This window comes from Cupriavidus sp. C2SS-8b, assembly GCF_057073745.1.
Map to the genome: position 1 here is coordinate 812213 of NZ_CP172716.1, position 20867 is coordinate 833079.

Below are 20867 nucleotides of genomic sequence, written 5' to 3' on the forward strand. Positions count from 1 at the left end.
GACCAGGAGCCCAGCAATGGCAGCCATTCAGCGCCGCGGCGGATCCCGCCGCCGGGCCAGTGCCGAGATCAACGTCGTACCGTATATCGACGTGATGCTCGTGCTGCTGGTCATCTTCATGGTGGCGGCACCTATCGTCAGCCCCGCCGTCGTCGACCTGCCCACCGTGGCCAACGCCACGCCGCAACAGAAGGCGCCTCCGATTGTCGTGACCGTGCACGAAGACGGTGCGCTGACTGCGAGCGGAAAGGACAACGCCGGCAATTCGTTCGAGCGCAAGCTCGACAAGAACGGCTTGCTCGATTTCGTGCACCAGCGCCAGAACGAGAACCCGGACCAGCCGGTCGTGATCGCCGCGGACCGCTCGGTCAAATACGAGTCCGTGCTCGATGTCATGTCCGTGCTCAAGGCCGACGGCATCAAGCGTGTCGGCCTGATGGTGAAATCCAAGTAGAACGCGCCCGCTGCGTGAGATGCCTGTCCGAATGCCGCGCCCCATGACGACCGCTGCCGCCTTTCCTTACCAGCCGGTGAAGGAGCGGGGAACCCTGCGTTCCTTCCTGCTCGCGCTCTTCATGCACCTGCTGCTCGGCATCGTGCTGTACTACGGCGTGCATTGGCAGAGCAGCACCCCGGTCGGCTCCGAAGCGGAACTCTGGGACGAGATTCCCGCTACCACAGCACCGCCACCCGCGCCACCGGCACCACCCGAGCCGGTGGTCCAGCCGCGCCCGGTGCCGCCGGCGCCCGAGGTGAAGAGCAAGGTCGAGGAAGACGCCGATATCGCGCTCGAACGCCAGAAGCGCCGCGCCGCCGAGCAGGCCGCGCGCGAAGAGGCCGCGCGCAAGGACGCCGCCCGCAAGGAAGCCGAACGCAAAGAGGCGGAGCGCAAGGAAGCCGAGCGCCAGGAGGCGCAACGCAAGGACGACGCCAGGAAAAAGGCCGCCCAGCAGGAGCAGCAGCACCGCGAGCAAGCCGAGCGTGAGCGCGAACGCGAACGCGAACGCGAACGCGAGCGCAAGGAGGCCGATGCCAAGGCCCGGGCCAAAGCCGATGCCGAGGCCGAGGCAAAGGCCAAGGCCAAGGCCGACGCGCAAGCGAAAGCCAGGGCTGAGGCGGATGCCAGGGCCAAAGCCGAGGCAAAGGCCGAAGCCAAGGCAAAAGCGGAAGCCGATGCAAAGGCCAAGGCGGAATCGCAAGCCAAGGCCAAGGCGGACGCCGATGCCAAGGCCAGGCGCGAAGCTGCGGCCAACGCGCAGCGCAAGGGCGAACTGGCGCGTCTGCAGGCCATGGCCGGCGGCGGCGCCGGTGGCCAGGGCGGTGGCGGCGTGGGCAGTTCTGCGGGTGCGGGCGCCGGCGGCGGTGGCAAAGCCTCGCCGGGCTATGCCGATCGTGTGCGCCGCAAGGTCAAGCCCAACATCGTGTTCACCGAAGACGTGCCGGGCAACCCGACCGCCGTGGTATCCGTGCAACTGGCGCCGGACGGATCGCTGATGTCGGCGCGGCTGAGCAAGTCCAGCGGCAATTCGGCCTGGGACAACGCCGTGCTGCGCGCCGTCGAGCGCTCGGACCCGCTGCCGCGCGACGAAAACGGCAAGGCGCCGGCGAGCTTCACTATCACTTTCCGTCCCAAGGATTAAGTGACCCAGGCACCATGACTTGCAACATAATGCAACCTTCATTAACCGGTGCCAGTCCCACCGCTACCATGACAGGTTGCCTGAGGCGGCCGGCAGCGCGCGATGCGCGCGCGGAACGGATATGCGCCATGCGCATCGACGCCTGTTCTGCTGTCTGCCTGCCGTGCCTGACGAAACCTGAAATCGACTGAGGAGCAGCATGCGAAAGCTTTGGGCCCCCAACTGGCTGTCCGCGAAGCGGCACCAAGCAAACCAGGCCGCAAACCTAGCGGCGAACCGGCTCATCGGCCGCCACGCGCTGATGGTCTGGCTGGCCGCCGCGCTGGCCATGTCCGCCGGCGCCGCACAAGCACAACTGAACGTAGAGATCTCCGGGGTCGGCTCGAGCCAGTTCCCGGTCGCCACGGCTAATTTCCAGGGCGAGGCGCAGGCTCCGCAGAACCTGACCGCGATTATCCGCGGCGACCTCTCGCGCAGCGGCCGTTTCCGCAACGTCGACCCGGGCGGCGCTACCGTGGCCGAGTCGGCCAATGTCGATCTCGGCAGCTGGAAGAGCCGCGGTGCCGATGCCTTCGTCGCCGGCAGCGTGACCCCGTCCGGCAATGGCCAGTACGAAGTGCGCTTCCGCCTGTATGACACCGTCAAGGGCCAGAGCCTGGGCGGCCTGGCTTACAACGTCAACCAGAGCCAGCTGCGCGTGACGGCCCACAAGATCGCCGACTACATCTACGAGAAGCTGCTGGGCGAGCGCGGCGTGTTTGCCACGCGCTTGTCGTACGTGTCGCGCGTCGGCGGCCGCTACCAGCTGCTGATCTCGGACTCGGACGGCCAGAATTCGCAGGTCGCGCTGACCAGCAACGAGCCGATCATCTCGCCGTCGTGGTCGCCGGATGGCCGTCGCGTGGCTTACGTCTCGTTCGAGAGGAAGAAGCCGGTGGTGTACGTGCACGATCTGTCCACCGGCAAGCGCACCATGGTGTCCGACCAGAAGGGCAACAACAGCGCGCCGTCGTGGTCGCCGGACGGTCAGCGCCTGGCCGTGGCCTTGTCGAAGGACGGCAACACCCAGGTCTACATGATCAATGCCGATGGCTCCGGCTTGCGCCGCCTGACCCGCAGCAGCGCGATCGATACCGAGCCGCAGTTCGCGCCGGACGGCAAGAGCATCTATTTCACCAGCGACCGCGGCGGTGCGCCGCAGATCTATCGCATGCCGACAGGTGGCGAAGAGGCGGGCGGCGCGCAACGCGTGACCTTCAAGGGCAGCTACAACGTCAGTCCGCGGATTTCGCCGGACGGCAAGTACCTGGCGTACATCACGCGGTCGGGCGGCTTCAAGCTGCAACTGCAGGACCTGACCAACGGCGACGTTACCTCACTGACCGATACGTCGAATGACGAAGCGCCGAGCTTTGCCGCCAATGGCAAGTACATCCTTTACGCTACCCGCGTGGGCGGCCGTTCGGTGCTGGCTGCCGTATCCACTGACGGGCGTACCCGGCAGGTTCTGTCTCTCCAGTCCGGCGATGTGCGCGAGCCGTCCTGGGGTCCTTTCATGCAATAACGCCATAACAGGAGTCTCTCGCCATGCCCCAACTGATGACCAAAACCCTTGCCATCGCCGCCCTGCTGACCCTGGGCGCCTGCAGCTCCGGCGTGAAGCTGGACGATGCCGCCAATGCCGGCGCCAACAAGGGTGGCACCGGTGCCGATGCCCGCACCGTCCAGCCCGTTGACGTTTCGCGCGATCCGCTGAACGACCCGAACAGCCCGCTGGCCAAGCGCAGCGTGTACTTCGACTTCGACAGCTACAGCGTCAAGCAGGACTACCAGGGCATGCTCGGCGATCACGCCAAGTACCTGAGCGCCAACAAGGGCCGCAAGATCCTGATCCAGGGCAACACTGACGAGCGCGGCACCAGCGAGTACAACCTGGCGCTGGGCCAGAAGCGTGCCGAGGCCGTGCGCCGTTCGCTGGCGACCATGGGCGTGCCCGACAACCAGATGGAAGCCGTGAGCCTGGGCAAGGAAAAGCCGAAGGCAAATGGCCACGACGAGGCTGCCTGGGCTGAGAACCGCCGCGCCGACATCAACTACTGATCTGATCCGCGTACAGGCCATCCATGAAAGCACGCGTTTCCACCCTGTTGTGGCTCGCCGCCGTTTCGGGCGCGGCCATGCTGCCCCTTGCGCAGGCCCGTGCCGGCGTGTTCGACGATGACGAGGCGCGCAAGGCGGTCCTCACCCTGCGGGACCAGTTCAACGGTTTCCAGGCGACCGCCACGCAGCGCATCGAGCAGAACAGCCGCACGACGATCGACATCCAGAACCAGCTGGAAGGCCTGCGCCAGGAGGTGGCTCGGCTGCGCGGCCAGAACGAGGTGCTGCAGAACACGGTGGATTCGCTGCAGAAGCAGCAGAAGGACTACTACGCGGACCTGGATGCGCGCCTGAAGAAGTTCGAGCCGCAGCAGGTCACCGTGGAAGGCCGCGAGGGCACGGTGCAACCGAACGAGAAGCCCGAGTACGACGCCGCGCTCAAGCAGTTCCAGGCCGGTGACTTCAAGAGCGCGGGCAATTCCTTTGCCGCGTTCGTGAAGAAGTATCCGCAGAGCCCGTACCTGCCGCTGGCGCAATACTGGCTCGGCAACTCGCTCTATGCGCAGCGCGACTACAAGGGCTCGACCGCGGTGCTGCAGAACATGCTGCAGGCGAACCCGACGCACCCGAAGGCGCCCGATGCCATGATCGCCATCGCCAACAACCAGCTCGAATCCGGCCAGAAGGCTGCGGCCAGGAAGACGCTGGAACAGGTGGTGTCGAAGTATCCTGGTACCGAAGGGGCGCAGGCCGCCACCAACCGGCTGAAGACGCTGAAGTAAGACGGCCGGAACCGGACGGAGATTGCAGGGCCCGCGGAATGCGGGCCCTTTTCGCTAGTCGCGCTAAAATACGCGATTCGCCTGCAATTTCCTTGCGTCGCGTATGCGGCGCCACTGCCACTCATGACCCAACGCGCCATTGTCCTGCTTTCGGGCGGGCTTGATTCCGCCACCGTTCTCGCCATGGCCAAGGCCCAGGGCTTCGAGACCTATGCGCTGTCGATGCGCTATGGCCAGCGCCATTCGTCCGAACTTGAGGCCGCCAAGCGCGTGGCGAGCACGCTTGGCGCCGTCCGCCATGAAATTGTCGACCTCGACCTGCGCCGCTTCGGCGGTTCCGCGCTGACCGACGACAACTTCGACGTGCCGACCGACGGGGAATCGTCCGGTATCCCGATCACTTACGTGCCGGCGCGCAACACCATCATGCTGTCGCTGGCGCTTGGCTGGGCTGAAGCCGTCGGCGGACGCGACCTGTTCTTCGGCGCCAATGCGGTCGACTATTCGGGCTACCCCGATTGCCGCCCCGAGTATGTTGCGGCCTACGAGACGCTGGCCAACCTCGCCACCAAGGCGGGCGTGGAAGGCGACCGGTTCCGCGTGCATGCGCCGATCATCGACATGACCAAGGCCGAGATCATCCAGGCCGGCATCCGCCTGGGGGTGGACTACGGCCTGACGGTATCGTGCTACCAGGCCGACGACGAAGGCCGTGCCTGCGGCGTCTGCGATTCCTGCCGCATCCGCCGCGCGGGCTTCGAGGCGGCCGGCGTTGCCGACCCGACCCGCTACCAGAACGCCTGAGCGCGCCCCAGTCTCCCATTACCGCCCCCGACATGCCCGAGATCGATATCGCCGCGCTTTCGCGCACCGTGCTGCTGAGCACGTTTGCCCTGACCTTCCTGTTCGGCGCCATCCTGCAGCGCACGCATTTCTGCACGATGGGTGCGGTCTCGGACATCGTCAACATGGGCGACTGGAGCCGCATGCGAATGTGGGGCCTGGCGGTCGGCGTGGCCATGATCGGCACCGGCGTGCTGGCCTCGGCCGGGTTGATCGATCCGACCAAGACCATCTATACGGCCAGCAAGCTCAGCTGGCTGTCGGCGCTGGCCGGCGGGCTGATGTTCGGCTTCGGCATGGTGCTGGCCTCGGGCTGCGGCAGCAAGACGCTGGTGCGCATCGGCGCGGGCAACCTCAAGTCGCTGGTGGTGTTCGTCTTCCTGGGCCTGTCGGCCTATATGACGCTGCGTGGCCTGTTCGGCGTGGTGCGTGTCAATACCGTCGATGCCGTCTCGATCACGCTGCCGGCCACGCAGGACCTGCCGTCGCTGCTGTCGCAGGGCACCGGTGCGGCCCGCGGCGCGCTGCAGCTCGGCCTGGGCCTGCTGCTCGGCGGGGCGCTCGTGGTATGGGCGCTGGCCGCGCGCGGCTTCCGCACGTTCGACAACCTGCTCGGCGGCATCGCGGTGGGCCTGATCATCGTCGGCATGTGGTACGTCTCGGGCCATCTCGGCTACGTGGCGGAAGATCCCAATACGCTGGAGGAATTGTTTGTCGCCACCAATAGCGGCCGCATGGAAAGCCTGAGTTTCGTGGCGCCGTATGCCTACACGCTCGACTGGCTGATGATGTTCAGCGACAAGAGCAAGGTGCTGACCGTGGGTATCGTCAGCGTCTTCGGCGTGATCGCCGGTGCGGCGGTGTATGCGCTGGCCACGCGCACCTTCCGCTGGGAGGGGTTTGGCAACGCGGAAGACGTCGCCAACCACATGATCGGCGGCATCCTGATGGGTGCTGGCGGCGTGACCGCGCTTGGGTGCACGGTGGGGCAGGGGCTGTCGGGGGTGTCGACGCTGGCGATAGGCTCGTTCATCGCGCTGGGCGGCATCGTGGCCGGGGCGGTGATGGCGTTCCGCTACCAGATATGGCGCCTTGAACGCATGGCGTTTGCCTGAACTGGTGTCAGATGCTTGACACAGCAGCAAGCGCCTCACTATAATCGCGGTTCTGTTTTTTCGGGTCGTTAGCTCAGTCGGTAGAGCAGCGGACTTTTAATCCGTTGGTCGCGTGTTCGAGTCACGCACGACCCACCAGCATTTCGAAGGGCCTGTGGCGCAAGTCACAGGCCCTTTTATTTTGTGCGCCGGCTGTACGGATACACGGCGGCGGATTGCGGCAGGGCCAGCAGGCCCTGGGCCGGACTAACGTACGAGCGGGTCGCGGAAGCCAGTGTCCTCTGGCCCCTTTGCGCCACCGGTGTCAGGCGGGGCCACTGCCTGGCTCTTGGCCTGGCGCCATGTCTTGTAGCCCCAGTAGGCCGCGACGGCGATGACGCCAAGCTTCGACGCCTTCCATGTCCAGCGCAGCAGCGGCGTGCGTCGCAGCAGGGGCAGGGCAAGCGTGGCGGCCGTGCTGAGCAGCGGATAGTCCTGAGCCAGGCCCAGCACCTTCATCCACGAGCCGGGACGGACCGCGCGAGGTAGCCAGTTGGCGAAGCTGCCAAGGCGCCTGGCCCCGCCTTTGACCTCGTGCAGGGCCTTCAGCAGGTCATGGCGCTCGAGTTCGGCGCGGGTCAGCAGCAGCTCCTTGCGGACCTCGAGCGGCAGGCGTATTTCGCGCGCGTAGCGCACGGGGCGGGGATGTTCGCGGCGGGAAGCCTTGCCGGCGTCGGATTCCGGAGTAGTCATCGGCGCAGGGTCTCCCGGTCTTTGTCGATTTCCGCCAGCGTGGCCTCGAACATGGGCGGGGCACTGCGTACAAGGTGGCGGGCGCTGGCCAGGCAGCCTGCGGACAGTACCAGGTAGGTGACCACCAGCGCGACCAGGGCCTGCCAGCGGTAGGTGTCCCAGAACAGGATGGCGATCAGGGCGGTGAAGGTCACCAGCGCAATCCCGAAGAAGACCAGGCCGAAGCAGGCCAGCAGGCCGACCTTCATCAGCCGGGAGCGTTCCTCGGCAAATTCGACACTGGCCAGTTCCAGGCGCGTCTGGACCATCGCAACCAGCGAACCGAACAGGTTGCGCACGGACTCCAGCAACTTGGGTGAGGGAGGAGATTCGCTCATGCAGCTCCGGCGAGGAAGCGGCGCGGCGGCACTGGACCGGCCGCGCCTTTCAGCGTGCAAAGCCCGGTAGGCACAATCCATAGTGCCCAGGCCGGGCCAACGGCATGCCCGCACGCGATGACGGGCAAAGCCAGTGTGGTCGAGGCGCAGGGCGCCGCGACCGAGGCAGTCTTACTTGCGGTTCAGCAGCAGACCGATCAGCAGGCCCACGCCGGCGGCTGCACCAACGGCGCGCCACGGATGGTCGTGCACGTAGTCATCGGTCGCGCGTGCGGCGGCCTTGCTCTTGGTGACCACGGCGTCTTGCAGGTCCTGGGCTTTTTCCTTGGCTTGCTTCAGCAGGCCCATGCCACGCTCGCGCAGTTCGGCAGCCTTTTCGCCGGTGGTCGACGCCGCTTGCTTCAGCAGTTCTTCGGCGTCGGACAGAACGGTCTTGACATCGCTCATCAGTTTCTCCTGTTTGCGGGCGGTTGGTTCGGATTGTGTGGTTTCTGACATTTTGCCTTGTTGCGAGAGTAACGGCACGCGTTGTCTGTTACTTAGCATATGTGGCGGCTACCCGTGGTTTCAAGACCACGAAGCCAATAAGGGCAAAATCGCGTCACATTGCGGCGCCCGCCCTCGGCACCGCGCTATATGACTTGGAGTGATTTTGTAGTGACTTTATATTCGTTTGGGTTCGATCGCAATGCGGATACTCTGGTTCCACGCTTTTTTCAGGAGACAAAGCATGGCATTGCGCCTGGGCGATCTCGCCCCCGACTTCGAGCAGGATTCCAGTGAAGGCCGCATCCGTTTCCATGACTGGCTCGGCGAAAGCTGGGGGGTGCTGTTCTCGCATCCGGCGGATTACACGCCGGTGTGCACCACGGAACTGGGCCTGACCGCAAAGCTCCGGGACGAATTCGCGCGCCGCGGCGTGAAGGCCATTGCACTGTCGGTGGACGGTGTCGAGTCGCATAAAGGATGGATTCAGGACATCAACGAGACGCAATCCACCACGGTCAACTTCCCGATCCTGGCCGATGGCGACCGCAAGGTGTCCCAGCTTTACGACATGATCCACCCGAACGCGAACGAGACCCTGACGGTGCGCTCGCTGTTCATCATCGACCCGAAAAAGAAAGTCCGCCTGATCATCACTTATCCGGCGAGCACGGGGCGCAATTTCAACGAGATCCTGCGCGTCATCGATTCGCTGCAACTCACGGATAACCACAGCGTGGCCACGCCGGGCAACTGGCAGGACGGCGATGATGTGGTGATCGTCCCATCGCTGAAGGACGAGGCGGTGATCCGCGAGAAATTCCCGAAGGGCTACAAGGCCGTGCGGCCCTACCTGCGTCTTACGCCGCAGCCGGACAAATGAACGCGGCCCCGCTTGAGGCGGGGCCAGGGTTCAGGACAGGTGTTTTATCGACGGGGGCAGCCTCGTCGTCTCCTTGGTAGTGTGTTTCGCCCGGCCTCGCAGCCGGGCTTTTTTATTTCGGAGTGCCTGTCCGCAGGCGTGAGGCTTCGATCAGAAGAAGGCCTGCAGGCCGGTCTGGGCACGGCCCAGGATCAGCGCGTGGATGTCATGCGTGCCTTCGTAGGTGTTGACCACTTCCAGGTTCACCACGTGTCGGATCACGCCGAATTCGTCCGAGATGCCATTGCCGCCGAGCATGTCGCGCGCCACGCGGGCGATATCGAGCGACTTGCCGCACGAGTTGCGCTTCATGATCGAGGTGATTTCCACCGCCGCGGTGCCTTCGTCCTTCATGCGCCCCAGGCGCAGGCAGCCCTGCAGGCCCAGCGTGATCTCGGTCTGCATGTCGGCCAGCTTCTTCTGCACCAGCTGCGTCTGGGCCAGCGGGCGGCCGAACTGCTTGCGGTCCAGCGTGTACTGGCGAGCGGTGTGCCAGCAGAACTCCGCGGCACCGAGCGCGCCCCAGGCGATGCCGTAGCGTGCCGAGTTCAGGCAGGTGAACGGACCCTTCAGGCCCTTCACGCCCGGCATGAGGTTCTCTTCCGGCACGAACACCTGATCCAGCACGATTTCGCCGGTGATCGACGTGCGCAGGCCGACCTTGCCGTGGATGGCCGGGGCGCTCAGGCCCTTCCAGCCCTTTTCCAGGATAAAGCCGCGGATGTCTTCCTTGCCGTCTTCGCCGGCCAGCTTGGCCCACACCACGAACACATCGGCGATCGGCGAGTTGGTGATCCACATCTTGGCGCCGGTCAGCTCGTAGCCACCATCGACCTTCTTCGCGCGGGTGACCATCGAGCCCGGGTCGGAGCCGTGGTTCGGCTCGGTCAGGCCGAAGCAGCCGATCCATTCGCCGGTGGCCAGCTTGGGCAGGTACTTCTGCTTTTGCGCTTCGCTGCCGAATTCATGGATCGGCACCATCACCAGCGACGACTGCACGCTCATCATCGAGCGGTAGCCCGAATCCACGCGCTCGACTTCGCGCGCAACCAGGCCGTAGCTGACGTAGTTCAGGCCCGGGCCGCCGTATTGCTCGGGGATGGTCGGGCCGAGCAGGCCAAGTTCGCCCATCTCGCGGAAGATTTCCACGTCGGTCTTTTCGTTGCGGAACGACTGCAGGACGCGCGGCATCAGCTTGTCCTGGCAATACGAGGCCGCGGCGTCGCGGATCATGCGCTCGTCGGCGGTCAGTTGCTGGTCCAGCAGCAGGGGATCGGCCCAGTGGAATTCGGCGTTGGCAGCCATGCAGGTCTCCTTCGGTAGAGCGGGGGCACCGCTGCCAGGCGCTGTGGCGCGCCAGTCTCAGCAGTAATCCAGGGAATCGGTGGAATTTTTAGGTTCCGCATTGCGGAACTGTGTTCCGTTGAATTAGTATATCGCAATGCGTTCGCCATGCAAGCGGTAGGAACACCAGCGTGTTCGATTGTCGCGCGTGGCGCCGGACCTCCAACAGGAGCCAGCCTTGAGCAGCCTTTCTCCCGACATCCCGCCCGCTGTGTCCGCCCCGGCGGCGCGCGACAGCGATCCCAATTTCGTCACCGCGCTGGCGCGCGGCCTGGAACTGCTGCGCTGTTTCCGCACCGGCGAGGCCATGCTGGGCAACCAGGATTTCGTTCGCCGCACCGGCTTTCCCAAGGCTACGGTGAGCCGGCTGGCCGGCACGCTGGTCCAGCTTGGCTACCTGCGCTATGACGAAAGCCTGGGCAAGTACGCGCTCGATGCGGGCGTGCTGGCGCTGGGCTATGCCTACCTGTCGGCGTCGGACGTGGTGACGCTGGCGCGTCCGCACATGCTGGCGTTCGCGCAGTCGTATGGCGTCTCGGTGTCGCTGGGCAAGCGCGAGCGCATGGAAGTGATCTACCTCGAGTCGATCCGCAATGATGCGGGCGTGATGCTCGGGCTGGGGGTGGGATCGCGGCTCTCGCTGGTCTCCAGTTCGATGGGGCGCGCGTATCTGTCGGCGCTGCCGGCGGGCCGGCGGGAACGCGTGCTGGCGGAATTCAGCCAGGCCTTTCCCGAGCAGTGGAAGCAGCAGGAAACGCCTACGCGCGCGGCGCTGGAAGAAGCGGAGCGCCGCGGCTATTCGTCATCATTCCGCGACTGGCATCCGGCCATCCATGCCTGTGCGGTGGCATTCCGGCCGGTGGGAGAGAAGGAGCTGCATATGCTGAGCTGCAGCGCGTCCTACGGGACGGTGGAGGAGTCCGTCTTCCACGAGACCCTGGCGCCCGCACTGAAGGCGCTGGCGGCGCGGCTGTCGGACCCCGCCGGCTGAGGCGGGGTCCGCAGATCGCTTCAGAGGTCCGTGCGCAGCTTCCACAGTTCCGGGAACAGCACCACGTCGAGCATCTTGCGCAGGTAGCTCACGCCTTCGGTGCCGCCGGTGCCGCGCTTGAAGCCGATCACGCGCTCGACCGTGGTCACATGGCGGAAGCGCCATTGGCGGAACGAGTCCTCCAGGTCGACAAACTTCTCGCCGAGTTCGTACAGTTCCCAGTGCGCGTTCGGATTGCGGTAGACCTCAAGCCACGCCGCCTCGACCGAGGCGTTGTAGGCCGTGGGCTGGCTCCAGTCGCGCTCGACGCAGTCGGCGTCGATGGCAAAGCCGCGGCGTGCCATCAGGCGGATCGCTTCGTCGTACAGCGAAGGCGTCTTCAGCGCCGTCTCCACCAGCGCCAGGTGTTCCGCGCGGTGCGCATGCGGACGCAGCATGGCCGCGTTCTTGTTGCCCAGGATGAATTCGATCTCGCGATACTGGTACGACTGGAACCCTGACGACATGCCCAGGTAGGGCCGCATCGCCGAGTATTCCGGCGGCGTCATGGTGGCCAGCACGTTCCAGGCCTGCACCAGCTGGTCCATGATGCGCGACACGCGCGTCAGCATCTTGAAGGCCGGCGGCAGCGTGTCTTCCCGCACCGAGGCACGCGCCGCGCGCAGCTCATGCAGCATCAGCTTCATCCACAGCTCGGTGGTCTGGTGCTGCACGATGAAGAGCATCTCGTTGTGGTCCGGCGAGAGCGGATGCTGCGCGCTCAGGATCTGGTCCAGGCCGAGATAGTCGCCGTAGCTCATGTCCCTGGCGAAGTCCATCTGCGCGCCATGCCATCGGTCGCCTTGCTTGTCCTGGGCGTCCTGCCCTGCGGTGCCCGACATCGGGCATCCCTTGAATTCGCTCATGGTTGGCTCCGCTCTCAGGTCACCGCGCCACGCGCATGGAAGCGCGCATCGCGGTAGGTTTCGGTATCGAGGACGTCGCGCAGCGTTTCCACCGCGTCCCACACCTCGGTAAAGCTCGTGTACAGCGGCGTGAAGCCGAAGCGGATGATCCGCGGCTCGCGGTAGTCGCCAATCACGCCGCGCTCGATCAGCGCCTGCATCACGGCATAGCCTTCCGGATGTTCGAAGCTGACCTGGCTGCCGCGGCGCGCATGCTCGCGCGGCGTGACCAGCGTCAGCGGATGGTGGCGGCAGCGCGCTTCCACCAGTGCGATAAACAGGTCGGTCAGCTGCAGCGACTTGGTGCGCAGGGCGGACATATCGGTCTGCGCGAAGATGTCCAGGCCGCATTCGACCATGGCCATCGACGTGATCGGCTGCGTGCCGCACAGGAAGCGGCGCACGCCGTCGACGGGGCGGTACTGCGGGTCCATCGCGAACGGCGCGGCATGGCCCCACCAGCCCGACAGCGGCTGCCAGAAGGCATCGCGCAGCGCGGGTGCGACCCAGACGAAGGCCGGCGAGCCCGGGCCGCCGTTGAGGTACTTGTATGTGCAGCCGATCGCGTAGTCGGCCTTCGACGCGTTCAGCGCCACCGGCACGGCGCCGGCCGAATGGCACAGGTCCCACACCGTCACCGCGCCGCGCGCATGGGCCAGCTCGGTGAAGGCGGCCATGTCGAGCATTTCGCCGGTCTTGTAGTTGACGTGCGTGAGCATCAGCACGGCGGTGTCGGCGCCGACGGCCGCTTCGATTTCGGCCGGCGAATTCACCATTCGCAGGGAATAGCCGTCCTGCAGCAGGTCGGCCAGTCCCTGGGCGATGTACAGGTCGGTCGGGAAATTGCTGGCTTCGGACACGATCACCTTGCGCGACGGATCGCGCGCGGCCTGCACGCGCAGCGCGGCGGCCAGCACCTTGAACAGGTTGATCGAGGTCGTGTCGGTGACGACCACTTCGTTCTCGCCGGCGCCGACCAGCGGCGCCACCATATTGCCCAGCCGCTGCGGCAGCTCGAACCAGCCGGCGGTGTTCCAGCTGCGGATCAGGCCGGTGCCCCATTCCTCGCTGACGACTTCGGCGGCGCGCGCGGCGGCGGCACGCGGCCGTGCGCCCAGCGAATTGCCATCGAGATAGATCACGCCGTCAGGCAGCGCGAACTGGTCGCGCAAGGCGCGCAGGGGGTCTTGCTGGTCGAGCAACAGGCATTGCTCGCGGGTGAGTGCGGTCATGTCGGAGTGGGGCAAGGGAGTGCGGGGAAAGTACTCAGTCAAGGCTGCGCAGCACGGCGCGCACCGGGCTGGCGTCGAGCCCGGCAAAGCGCAGCGGCAGCGCGATCAGTTCGTAGTCGCCTTCGGCGACGGCATCGAGCACCAGCCCTTCCAGGATGGCCAGACCGTGGCGGCGCACGGCATTGTGCGCATCCATGGTCTTGGATTCCTGCGGGTCCAGCGACGGCGTGTCGATGCCGACCAGCTGCACGCCGTGCGCGGCAAGTAGTGCGATGGTTTCCGGCGCGACGGCACAGAAGCCGGCGTCCCATTGTTCAAGCGGGGCGCGCGCATAGGTGCGCAGCAGCACGCGTGGCGGCAGGGCGTCCAGCGCGTGCTCCACGTGGTGCGGCGCGACCACCGGCGTGGCGCCCACGCAATGAATCACGCGGCAGCGTCCGAGGTAGGGCTCCAGCCCTACGGCGCCGATCGGGGCACCATCGGCGGCATAGTGCAGCGGCGCATCCGCATGCGCGCCGGTGTGTGGGGACAGCGTGATGCGGCCCACGTTCACCGGGCAGTGTTTATCCATCTGCCAGGCGGCTTCCTGCTGGAACGGCGTGTCGCCCGGCCAGACGGGCGTGGCGGGCGAAAGCGGTGGGCTGATGTCCCAAAGTTCGCGGCGGTCGGCGGGTGGGGCGGGGCGGTTGGTCATGTCTGCACGGCTGCCGCTGCGCGGTGCCTGTGTCGTCGTCGATGACGGCATGATAGTCAAAAAAACCGGCAAGAGGCTTGCGAAATCCACGGCAGAATCCGCGTGATTTCGCATAAAATTCGATTTATTTGCGGACTAACGCTGAAATATTCGAATGAACCTCGATCCCATCGATCTGCGCATTCTCGAGTGCCTTCAGGAGCACGGTCGCATCAGCAACCAGGACCTGGCCGACCGCGTGGCGCTGTCGCCATCGGCGTGCCTGCGGCGCGTGCGCTTGCTGGAAGAATCGGGGGTGATTGGCGGCTACCGCGCCTGGTTCGATGCCGAGCGGCTGGGGCTCGAGCTTGAAGCGATCGTGCAGGTCTCGATGCGGCACGACGTGGAAGGCTGGCACGACACCTTCATCGCGGCCGTGCAGGCGTGGCCCGAGGTGCTGTCGGCCTACATTATCACCGGCGACAGCAACTACATCCTGCGCGTGCAGGCGCGCAACCTGAAGCACTACTCGGATTTCATCGTGAACCGGCTGTACCGCACGCCCGGTGTGATGGATATCCGCTCCAACATCGTGCTGCAGCGGATCAAGACCGACAGTTCGCCGCTGGCCGTGCTGAAGTCCGCGGATCCGGCGGGAACCTGAGCGGGCAGCGCCAGGGCGGCGCCGCTGCCGTCAGTCTTCGAGGGGGGATGTGGTCGAAAAAGTGCCGTTCTGGAACACCAGCGGCGGTTCGTGGCTGTCGAGCACCCCGCAACGCTCGACTTCGCCGACGAAAATGATGTGGTCGCCTTCGTCATAGCGGCTGCGATTGTGGCATTCGAACCACGCGAGGGCATTCCCAAGGATCGGCAGGCCATTCTCCGATAGCCGGTAATCAACGCCCGCGAAGCGGTCGCCCTTGAGCGTGGAGAAGCGTTTGCACAGGTCGAGCTGCGAAGCCGACAGCACGTTCACGATGTAGTGCGAGCCGTCGCGGAACATCGGCAGGCTATTGGCGCGCGTGGCCATGCTCCACAGCACCAGCGGCGGATCCATCGACACGGAATTGAACGAACTGGCCGTGATGCCGATGAACGGCGGCGCCCCGGCGGCCACGGATGCGGCGCTTGCGCGCGTCGTGATGACTGTCACGCCGGTCGCGAACTGCGACAGCGTGCGGCGGAAATGCATCGAATCGAAATCCGGCGATGCGGCCTGGCCGGTCTCCCGCGGCGGGGCTTCAGGCATGCCCATCGCAAGGGCTCCACTGGCGGTCATGATGATTCATTAGTTGGGGGTCGCGGCGATAGGAACAAGATCTGCCCGGCTATGCGCTGGTGTCGGTGTGGCAGGCAACGTTGGCGGCAAGGAATTTGGGGTCTGCGCTTCGATGTCGCGTTGTGCAACGATGTGCCCTATCGTCGGCAAATTCGTGAGAATTGTAACGGGTTTGGCAACACGCTGCGCCGGGCGGGCGGCAATACCGGCGGGCCCGGCACGGATGCCGCAGGCGCTTTGCCTTATCTGCGCTTATGCTTAAGACCGTCAAGTCGACAAAACGCATGGATCCCCGGGGGGCGGCGAACATGGAACACGAACTGGAGACGGCGACGCTTGGTGGCGGGTGTTTCTGGTGTCTTGAGGCGGTGTACCAGCAAGTGAACGGCGTGCGCGCCGTGGAGTCCGGCTATACCGGCGGGCATGTCAGCCATCCGACCTATCAGCAGGTCAGCGAGGGCGATACCGGTCACGCCGAAGTCGTTCGGGTGACCTTCGACCCGGCCGTCATCAACTTCCGCGAGATTATCGAGATCTTCTTCGCCATCCACGATCCGACCACCATCAACCGGCAGGGCAACGACGTGGGGCCGCAGTACCGGTCAGTGATCTTTACGCACTCCGAGGCGCAGCGTGCCGTGGCCGAGTACGTCATGCGGGAACTGGTCGCCAACAAGACCTTCGACGCGCCCATCGTGACGCAGATCGAGCCGGAGCAGCCTTACTGGCGTGCCGAAGCGAGCCACCAGAATTATTTCCGGGACCATCCGAGTCAGGGATACTGCGCCTTTGTCATCTCGCCGAAGCTGGCCAAGTTCCGCGAGCGGTTCGCGGGCAAGCTGCGCCGCTAGCGTTAGCGGCCGCAGCGTTCACAGGCGCTCGGCGATCGCTTCCGCCAGGCGCAGGCAAGTCAGAGGCGCCGAGCCCTCCGCCTTGTTGCTGATGATGACGGTCGCGCTCTGGCCGGCGCGCAGCGTCCGCACGACCAGGTCGGCGATGGCCTCGCGCGTTTCGGGGTCTTCATCCACCAGCCGATTGAACGGTGAATAGATCGATTCAGCCACTTCGTACGGGCGTCCGGCATGGAGCATCCAGCGCAGCACAAGCGGGCCGGGCGCGTCGGCATCCATCAAGGCTTGCGCCGAGGCCTGGCGATGCACCGGCGGCAGCCGGTCGCGTGCCGACAGGCAAAAACGCACGCCGTGCCGGCGCAGCAGCTTGATGTAGCGCGGCGTCAGCAGGACGGGGTCGCGCATCTCCATCGCATAGCAGGCATGCGGCGTGATGGAGGAATCCAGCCGCGGCAACGCGCCAAGGAAGCTGTCGAGCCGTCCGAGGAAAGCCGCGCCGTCATTGGCCAGGCTGCCCAGCGGCGAAAGCTGGAACAAGAGCGGGCCGCACTTGGCACCTAATCCGGTGGTGGCGGGCGTGATGAAATCACGGACGGCGATTTCGGCGTCGAGGAAGGCGGCATTGGCCAGCCGTCCCACACCGTCCGACCCGCGCAGCCACGCATCGCACACGCTGGCGGGCGCCTTCACCAGGAAGCGAAAGGACTCGGGAACCTGCGCGGCGTATGACAGGTAATCCGCCAGCGGGATCGGGCCGTAGAAGCCGCGGTCGATGCCGGCGGCGCGCAGCAGCGGATGTTTCGAGTAAGCGGCCAGGCCCTTGCGCGAGAGCAGGCTGTCGCTGTACTCGCCGTCATAGACCAGCCCGTTCCAGCCGTTGTAGGACCACGACGAGGTGCCGAGATAGAGATTGGACGGCAGCCGTTTTCCCAGTGCATCGACCGTGGGATCGAGCCGTGCCGGCAGGACGGATTTGCTGCGGGAGGGCTTGCTTGCGGTTCCCGCGTCACCGCCATTGGCGGCACGCGGTGGCGGCGGCGAAACTGGCGGAAGCAGCTCGCCGAACAGGTCTTCAGTCAATCGTTCTGGCCAATCGGATGGTCATAGATATAGCGGCGCGACCACGGAATCGCGGACGACGCCTCGCCCGACTTGTGGCACACGACCTGGTAGATCGACATCTGGTCCGTATCGAAGGCGTGTGCGCAGCCAGCCAGGTAGACGCGCCAGATACGATACTTTTTCTCGCCCACCATGTCGCGGATGGCGCCGGAATGGGCTTCGAAGTTCTCGGCCCAATGCCGCAGCGTCTGCGCATAATGGCGGCGCAGCAGCTCCACGTCAAATGCTTCCAGGCCGCCTTCCTGCATGGTCTTCAGCACCAGCCCGATATGCGGCAGCTCTCCCTGCGGAAATACGTAGCGGTCCATGAACTCGGAGCCGTCCATCGGTGCATCGCTGGGATCGGGCACCGTGATGCCGTGGTTCATGGCGACGCCGTGGTCGGCCAGCAACTCGCGCATGCGACTGAAATAAGCGGGCAGGTTCTTCTTGCCCACGTGCTCGAACATGCCGACGCTGGTGATGCGGTCAAACGTGCCCGTGATATCCCGATAGTCCTGCAGGCGGATCTCGATCCTGTCGCACAGGCCTGCCGCCTTGACGCGCGCGGTAGCTAGGTCGAACTGGTTCTGCGACAGCGTGATGCCGACGCATTGCGCGCCGAATTTCTGCGCGGCGCGCAGCACCAGCGCACCCCAGCCGCAACCAATATCGAGCAGCGTCTGCCCCGGTTGCAACCGGATCTTGGTCAGGATGTGATCGATCTTCTTGCGCTGCGCCGTGGCAAGATCTTCATTCCCGTGTTCAAAGTACGCACAGGAATAGACCATGTTCGGGTCCAGCCACTGGCTGTAGAACTCGTTGGACACGTCGTAGTGGTACTGGATCGCGTTCTTGTCTTCCTGCTTGGTGTGCGTGAAATGATGCGCCACCTTGGCCAGCGCGCCGCCGGCGCGCCGCTTGGCCGCCGCCGAGAACCGGTAGCCGACGTCGATGATGTCGGTGAGCTTGCCGTCCAGGTCGATCTTCTCCTGGACATAGGCTTCGCCAAGGTTGTCCAGGCTCGGTGTGAGCAGCAGGGGCAGGGCGCCTGCCTCGCGCACCGTCAGCGTCACGTCGGGCTTGTCGTAACAGCCCAGCGGATATTCGCTGCCATTCCACAGGCGTAGCTTGACGGGCAGGTTGGCGTGCTCGCGCAGGTCGGCGATCCAGCTGTCCAGTTGCTTGTCTAGGGCTTGCTTGAAGAACATGCGCGTTACCTCCTGTCGTTGCGGCACACTTTGCGGAACGAAGGCGCAGGGCGATAACAAGCAGTGTAGTCTTTGCCCGGCGCTGCCTGGTCGCGGTAACGGGCGCGTTCAAGGCCGCCGCGTGAGCATGGCGCTACGCGGTGCCTGACACATTCCCAAAGCGACGCTTATCCCACTTTAGGATAATTCGTCGAAATGTGCTGTGCACCCATCAGGGCGACAGCCGCACGATCTTCCAGCCGTCCGCGGCGTCCAGCCGATACGCGATGCGGTCATGCAAGCGCGACGGCCGGCCCTGCCAGAACTCAAGTGCCGTCGGAACCAGCCGGTAGCCGCCCCAGTGTGCCGGTCGGGGCGGGTTCTCGCCAAACTTGGCGCGGAACTCGGATTCGCGCTGCTCGAGCACATCGCGTCCAGGCACCTCCCGGCTTTGCTCGGAGGCCCAGGCGCCAAGCCGCGAGCCCAGCGGGCGCGAGGCGTAGTACGCGTCGCTCTCATCGTCCTCGACCTTTTCCACGCGCCCTTCCACGCGCACCTGGCGCTCGAGTTGCACCCAATGGAACAGCAGCGCGGCGCGCGGGTTGGCGGCGAGGTCCAGCCCTTTGCGGCTCTCGTAGTTGGTAAAGAAGGTAAAGCCCTTGTCATCCATGCCTTTGAGAAGCACGATGCGTGCCGAAGGCTGGCCGTCGGCGCCGACGGTGGCCAGCGTCATCGCATTGGGCTCGGGGAGCTTGGCGGTCACGGCCTCGTCGAACCAGCGTTTGAACTGGGCCATCGGGTCGGCCGCCACTTCCGATTCGTTCAAGGAGCCCAGGACATAGGTACGGCGGAGGTCAGCGAGTTGAGTCATGTCGCATTCGGTTGGAATCAGCCGGAAATCCGGTTGATTTGAGTATAGCGAATGCCCTGCAAGCCGCATTTGTGTGCCCGCAAATCAATGCGTCGGCGGCGAGAGTTCTGCGGGGGCGGCGCGCGACTGCCGCCGTGAATAGAGGCCCGCCATGCCCATGGCGCCCGCCATGGACAGGAAGATGGGCAGCATGCCCAGCGCCGTGCCGACCACGCCGAACGTGAGCGGCCATACCACCTGGCTGGTGTTGAGGACCGCCGAGCGCAGTCCCAGCGCCTCGCCGGCACGGCCGCTGGGCGAGGCGGTGTGAAGGATGTTCATGACATTGGGCTGGGCACTGCCCAGCGCCAGGCCCAGGATGAAGGCCAGGCCGCACATCATCCAGAAATGGGCGACGAACGGATAGACCAGGTAGGCCGATGCGCCCACCATCAGCGCGATACGGATGATCTTCCACTCCGACAGGCGGCGCGACATCATCGGCATGGCCACGCGAATCGCGAACGTGGCGATGGCAAATGCGCCGAGCACCCAGCCGATCGACGATGGCGACAGGCCGATGCGCGAGCCCTGGATCGGAATCAGGAACGCGTGCAGGTCCCAGGCGGCCGACAGGACCGCACTGGCGACAAAGACGGCGCGAAGTTCGGGGTGCTGCAGCAGGTCCAGCGTGGAGCGGCGGCTGCCGTCTTCGATCGCGATGCGCCCCGCGTTGCCGCCCTGCGCGGGCAGGCGCGGGCGCACCCATTGCAGTCCGGCTTGCCCGGCCAGCGCGACCGCGACCAGCACCAGGAACGCGGGCCGGAAGCCCGCATGCTCGATCACGTAGCCCATCACCACCGGCCCCAGCGTGCCCGACACCGACATGCCGAGCGCGTGCAGCGTGTAGTTGCGCAGGCGCGTGTCGTTGGTGGAAACCTGGCCGATCAGCAATTGCATCGCGACCTGGACGAGCATGAAACCCACGCCGATCAGCGCGCAGGAAACGTAGAGCGCGGCAATCTCCTGCCATACCGCCGGCAGCAGCGTGCCCGCCACGACCATCAGCGATCCCGCCATCATCGGCTTGCGCGGACCGATCTCGTCAATGCGCTTGCCGGCGCGGATCGCGAGCAGCATGGGCAGCAGCGCGTAGAGCGACATCAGCAAGCCCAGCGTCACGGTCGACGCCTTCAGCGAAATGGCAAACAGGGATACCACCACGCGGCTGGCATTGAACGCCACGTGGTTGCACACCGTCAGTGCGATCAGCCAGCTGATCGGCGGGACGGCGGCATGGGGCAGCGTCATGGGGGCGAGCGGCGAATTCGGCTTTTTGTTGCCGGTTGCAGCGAGCAACAAAAAAACAAGGGCGGCCATGGGCCGCACCTTCGGAAGAGCACCGTTGCTGGCAC

General features: G+C 65.3%; 23 protein-coding genes and 1 tRNA gene. 12 read left to right on the top strand and 12 right to left on the bottom strand.

Annotation, left to right across the window (positions count from 1 at the left end; all coding sequences use genetic code 11):
- Positions 1-16 precede the first annotated feature (16 nt).
- The 8 genes from tolR to ACIGJB_RS03730 all read left to right on the top strand — a co-directional run bounded on the left by tolR (position 17) and on the right by ACIGJB_RS03730 (position 6618).
- Complete coding sequence (tolR, locus tag ACIGJB_RS03695; protein WP_483708888.1) at positions 17-454, top strand: protein TolR; 438 nt, start codon at positions 17-19, stop codon at positions 452-454.
- Positions 455-473: 19 nt separating this feature from the next.
- A complete protein-coding gene (tolA, locus tag ACIGJB_RS03700) occupies positions 474-1640 on the top strand; it encodes a cell envelope integrity protein TolA (protein WP_483731450.1) in 1167 nt (388 codons plus the stop codon).
- A gap of 199 nt (positions 1641-1839) precedes the next feature.
- Complete coding sequence (gene tolB, locus ACIGJB_RS03705; protein ID WP_483731451.1) at positions 1840-3204, top strand: Tol-Pal system beta propeller repeat protein TolB; 1365 nt, start codon at positions 1840-1842, stop codon at positions 3202-3204.
- Between the two features lie 23 nt (positions 3205-3227).
- Positions 3228-3740, top strand: coding sequence for a peptidoglycan-associated lipoprotein Pal (pal, locus tag ACIGJB_RS03710; RefSeq protein ID WP_483731452.1), 513 nt, complete (start codon positions 3228-3230; stop codon positions 3738-3740).
- Between the two features lie 23 nt (positions 3741-3763).
- Positions 3764-4522 (top strand): tol-pal system protein YbgF, encoded by a 759-nt coding sequence (ybgF, locus tag ACIGJB_RS03715; RefSeq protein WP_483731453.1) that lies wholly within the window; start codon positions 3764-3766, stop codon positions 4520-4522.
- A 123-nt stretch (positions 4523-4645) separates the two neighbouring features.
- The gene (gene queC, locus ACIGJB_RS03720; RefSeq protein WP_483731454.1) at positions 4646-5326 is read left to right on the top strand and encodes a 7-cyano-7-deazaguanine synthase QueC; all 681 of its coding nucleotides are present in this window, start codon (positions 4646-4648) and stop codon (positions 5324-5326) included.
- Positions 5327-5358: 32 nt separating this feature from the next.
- Positions 5359-6480: a YeeE/YedE family protein gene (locus tag ACIGJB_RS03725; RefSeq protein ID WP_483731455.1), complete on the top strand. Its 1122-nt coding sequence runs from the start codon at positions 5359-5361 to the stop codon at positions 6478-6480.
- Between the two features lie 62 nt (positions 6481-6542).
- Positions 6543-6618, top strand: a tRNA-Lys gene (locus tag ACIGJB_RS03730).
- A 108-nt stretch (positions 6619-6726) separates the two neighbouring features.
- On the opposite strand, the gene ACIGJB_RS03735 is transcribed toward ACIGJB_RS03730, so the two are convergent.
- The 3 genes from ACIGJB_RS03735 to ACIGJB_RS03745 form a co-directional block, all read right to left on the bottom strand.
- Positions 6727-7212, bottom strand: a complete 486-nt coding sequence (locus tag ACIGJB_RS03735; RefSeq protein WP_483731456.1) for a DUF3318 domain-containing protein — start codon at positions 7210-7212, stop codon at positions 6727-6729.
- Entirely contained in the window at positions 7209-7589 is a 381-nt protein-coding gene (locus tag ACIGJB_RS03740; RefSeq protein ID WP_483731457.1) for a phage holin family protein, read from the bottom strand. The genes ACIGJB_RS03735 and ACIGJB_RS03740 overlap by 4 nt, the downstream gene beginning before the upstream one ends.
- Before the next feature lie 171 nt (positions 7590-7760).
- A complete protein-coding gene (locus ACIGJB_RS03745) occupies positions 7761-8087 on the bottom strand; it encodes an ElaB/YgaM/YqjD family protein (RefSeq protein ID WP_483731458.1) in 327 nt (108 codons plus the stop codon).
- A 232-nt stretch (positions 8088-8319) separates the two neighbouring features.
- Here ACIGJB_RS03745 and ACIGJB_RS03750 point away from each other — a divergent pair, with 232 nt between their 5' ends.
- Positions 8320-8958, top strand: coding sequence for a peroxiredoxin (locus ACIGJB_RS03750; protein WP_483731459.1), 639 nt, complete (start codon positions 8320-8322; stop codon positions 8956-8958).
- A 150-nt stretch (positions 8959-9108) separates the two neighbouring features.
- Here the strand turns inward: ACIGJB_RS03750 and ACIGJB_RS03755 are convergent, their stop codons facing one another.
- Entirely contained in the window at positions 9109-10302 is a 1194-nt protein-coding gene (locus ACIGJB_RS03755) for an acyl-CoA dehydrogenase (protein WP_483731460.1), read from the bottom strand.
- A 217-nt stretch (positions 10303-10519) separates the two neighbouring features.
- On the opposite strand from ACIGJB_RS03755, the gene ACIGJB_RS03760 reads away from it, so the two are divergent.
- On the top strand, positions 10520-11332 hold the full coding sequence (locus ACIGJB_RS03760; RefSeq protein ID WP_483731461.1) for an IclR family transcriptional regulator: 813 nt from the start codon (positions 10520-10522) through the stop codon (positions 11330-11332).
- Positions 11333-11352: 20 nt separating this feature from the next.
- Here ACIGJB_RS03760 and kynA read toward each other — a convergent pair whose 3' ends face one another.
- Genes kynA through kynB form a run of 3 tightly spaced genes read right to left on the bottom strand, consistent with a single transcriptional unit; the run spans position 11353 to position 14202 of the window.
- The gene (kynA, locus tag ACIGJB_RS03765; RefSeq protein ID WP_483731462.1) at positions 11353-12237 is read right to left on the bottom strand and encodes a tryptophan 2,3-dioxygenase; all 885 of its coding nucleotides are present in this window, start codon (positions 12235-12237) and stop codon (positions 11353-11355) included.
- Positions 12238-12251: 14 nt separating this feature from the next.
- The gene (gene kynU / locus ACIGJB_RS03770; RefSeq protein ID WP_483731463.1) at positions 12252-13508 is read right to left on the bottom strand and encodes a kynureninase; all 1257 of its coding nucleotides are present in this window, start codon (positions 13506-13508) and stop codon (positions 12252-12254) included.
- A gap of 34 nt (positions 13509-13542) precedes the next feature.
- A complete protein-coding gene (gene kynB / locus ACIGJB_RS03775; RefSeq protein WP_483731464.1) occupies positions 13543-14202 on the bottom strand; it encodes an arylformamidase in 660 nt (219 codons plus the stop codon).
- Between the two features lie 154 nt (positions 14203-14356).
- On the opposite strand from kynB, the gene ACIGJB_RS03780 reads away from it, so the two are divergent.
- Positions 14357-14845, top strand: a complete 489-nt coding sequence (locus ACIGJB_RS03780) for an Lrp/AsnC family transcriptional regulator (protein ID WP_483731465.1) — start codon at positions 14357-14359, stop codon at positions 14843-14845.
- A 30-nt stretch (positions 14846-14875) separates the two neighbouring features.
- Here ACIGJB_RS03780 and ACIGJB_RS03785 read toward each other — a convergent pair whose 3' ends face one another.
- On the bottom strand, positions 14876-15436 hold the full coding sequence (locus ACIGJB_RS03785; RefSeq protein WP_483732250.1) for a flavin reductase family protein: 561 nt from the start codon (positions 15434-15436) through the stop codon (positions 14876-14878).
- A gap of 332 nt (positions 15437-15768) precedes the next feature.
- Here ACIGJB_RS03785 and msrA point away from each other — a divergent pair, with 332 nt between their 5' ends.
- Positions 15769-16311 (top strand): peptide-methionine (S)-S-oxide reductase MsrA, encoded by a 543-nt coding sequence (gene msrA, locus ACIGJB_RS03790; RefSeq protein ID WP_483731466.1) that lies wholly within the window; start codon positions 15769-15771, stop codon positions 16309-16311.
- An 18-nt stretch (positions 16312-16329) separates the two neighbouring features.
- Here msrA and ACIGJB_RS03795 read toward each other — a convergent pair whose 3' ends face one another.
- The 4 genes from ACIGJB_RS03795 to ACIGJB_RS03810 all read right to left on the bottom strand — a co-directional run bounded on the left by ACIGJB_RS03795 (position 16330) and on the right by ACIGJB_RS03810 (position 20763).
- Positions 16330-17391: a DUF72 domain-containing protein gene (locus tag ACIGJB_RS03795; protein WP_483731467.1), complete on the bottom strand. Its 1062-nt coding sequence runs from the start codon at positions 17389-17391 to the stop codon at positions 16330-16332.
- On the bottom strand, positions 17388-18623 hold the full coding sequence (locus tag ACIGJB_RS03800) for a class I SAM-dependent methyltransferase (RefSeq protein ID WP_483731468.1): 1236 nt from the start codon (positions 18621-18623) through the stop codon (positions 17388-17390). Before ACIGJB_RS03800 ends, ACIGJB_RS03795 begins: the two co-directional genes overlap by 4 nt.
- Positions 18624-18834: 211 nt before the next feature.
- Positions 18835-19473: a pyridoxamine 5'-phosphate oxidase gene (gene pdxH, locus ACIGJB_RS03805; RefSeq protein WP_483731469.1), complete on the bottom strand. Its 639-nt coding sequence runs from the start codon at positions 19471-19473 to the stop codon at positions 18835-18837.
- 84 nt (positions 19474-19557) lie between these two features.
- Complete coding sequence (locus ACIGJB_RS03810; RefSeq protein WP_483732251.1) at positions 19558-20763, bottom strand: MFS transporter; 1206 nt, start codon at positions 20761-20763, stop codon at positions 19558-19560.
- Between the last annotated feature and the right edge of the window lie 104 nt (positions 20764-20867).

Coding starts and splice junctions, on each gene's coding strand:
- tolR (WP_483708888.1), top strand. CDS start 17: ATGGCAGCCATTCAGCGCCGCGGCGGATCCCGCCGCCGGGCCAGTGCC.
- tolA (WP_483731450.1), top strand. CDS start 474: ATGCCTGTCCGAATGCCGCGCCCCATGACGACCGCTGCCGCCTTTCCT.
- tolB (WP_483731451.1), top strand. CDS start 1,840: ATGCGAAAGCTTTGGGCCCCCAACTGGCTGTCCGCGAAGCGGCACCAA.
- pal (WP_483731452.1), top strand. CDS start 3,228: ATGCCCCAACTGATGACCAAAACCCTTGCCATCGCCGCCCTGCTGACC.
- ybgF (WP_483731453.1), top strand. CDS start 3,764: ATGAAAGCACGCGTTTCCACCCTGTTGTGGCTCGCCGCCGTTTCGGGC.
- queC (WP_483731454.1), top strand. CDS start 4,646: ATGACCCAACGCGCCATTGTCCTGCTTTCGGGCGGGCTTGATTCCGCC.
- ACIGJB_RS03725 (WP_483731455.1), top strand. CDS start 5,359: ATGCCCGAGATCGATATCGCCGCGCTTTCGCGCACCGTGCTGCTGAGC.
- ACIGJB_RS03735 (WP_483731456.1), bottom strand. CDS start 7,212: ATGACTACTCCGGAATCCGACGCCGGCAAGGCTTCCCGCCGCGAACAT.
- ACIGJB_RS03740 (WP_483731457.1), bottom strand. CDS start 7,589: ATGAGCGAATCTCCTCCCTCACCCAAGTTGCTGGAGTCCGTGCGCAAC.
- ACIGJB_RS03745 (WP_483731458.1), bottom strand. CDS start 8,087: ATGTCAGAAACCACACAATCCGAACCAACCGCCCGCAAACAGGAGAAA.
- ACIGJB_RS03750 (WP_483731459.1), top strand. CDS start 8,320: ATGGCATTGCGCCTGGGCGATCTCGCCCCCGACTTCGAGCAGGATTCC.
- ACIGJB_RS03755 (WP_483731460.1), bottom strand. CDS start 10,302: ATGGCTGCCAACGCCGAATTCCACTGGGCCGATCCCCTGCTGCTGGAC.
- kynA (WP_483731462.1), bottom strand. CDS start 12,237: ATGAGCGAATTCAAGGGATGCCCGATGTCGGGCACCGCAGGGCAGGAC.
- kynU (WP_483731463.1), bottom strand. CDS start 13,508: ATGACCGCACTCACCCGCGAGCAATGCCTGTTGCTCGACCAGCAAGAC.
- kynB (WP_483731464.1), bottom strand. CDS start 14,202: ATGACCAACCGCCCCGCCCCACCCGCCGACCGCCGCGAACTTTGGGAC.
- ACIGJB_RS03780 (WP_483731465.1), top strand. CDS start 14,357: ATGAACCTCGATCCCATCGATCTGCGCATTCTCGAGTGCCTTCAGGAG.
- ACIGJB_RS03785 (WP_483732250.1), bottom strand. CDS start 15,436: ATGGGCATGCCTGAAGCCCCGCCGCGGGAGACCGGCCAGGCCGCATCG.
- msrA (WP_483731466.1), top strand. CDS start 15,769: ATGGAACACGAACTGGAGACGGCGACGCTTGGTGGCGGGTGTTTCTGG.
- ACIGJB_RS03800 (WP_483731468.1), bottom strand. CDS start 18,623: ATGTTCTTCAAGCAAGCCCTAGACAAGCAACTGGACAGCTGGATCGCC.
- pdxH (WP_483731469.1), bottom strand. CDS start 19,473: ATGACTCAACTCGCTGACCTCCGCCGTACCTATGTCCTGGGCTCCTTG.
- ACIGJB_RS03810 (WP_483732251.1), bottom strand. CDS start 20,763: ATGACGCTGCCCCATGCCGCCGTCCCGCCGATCAGCTGGCTGATCGCA.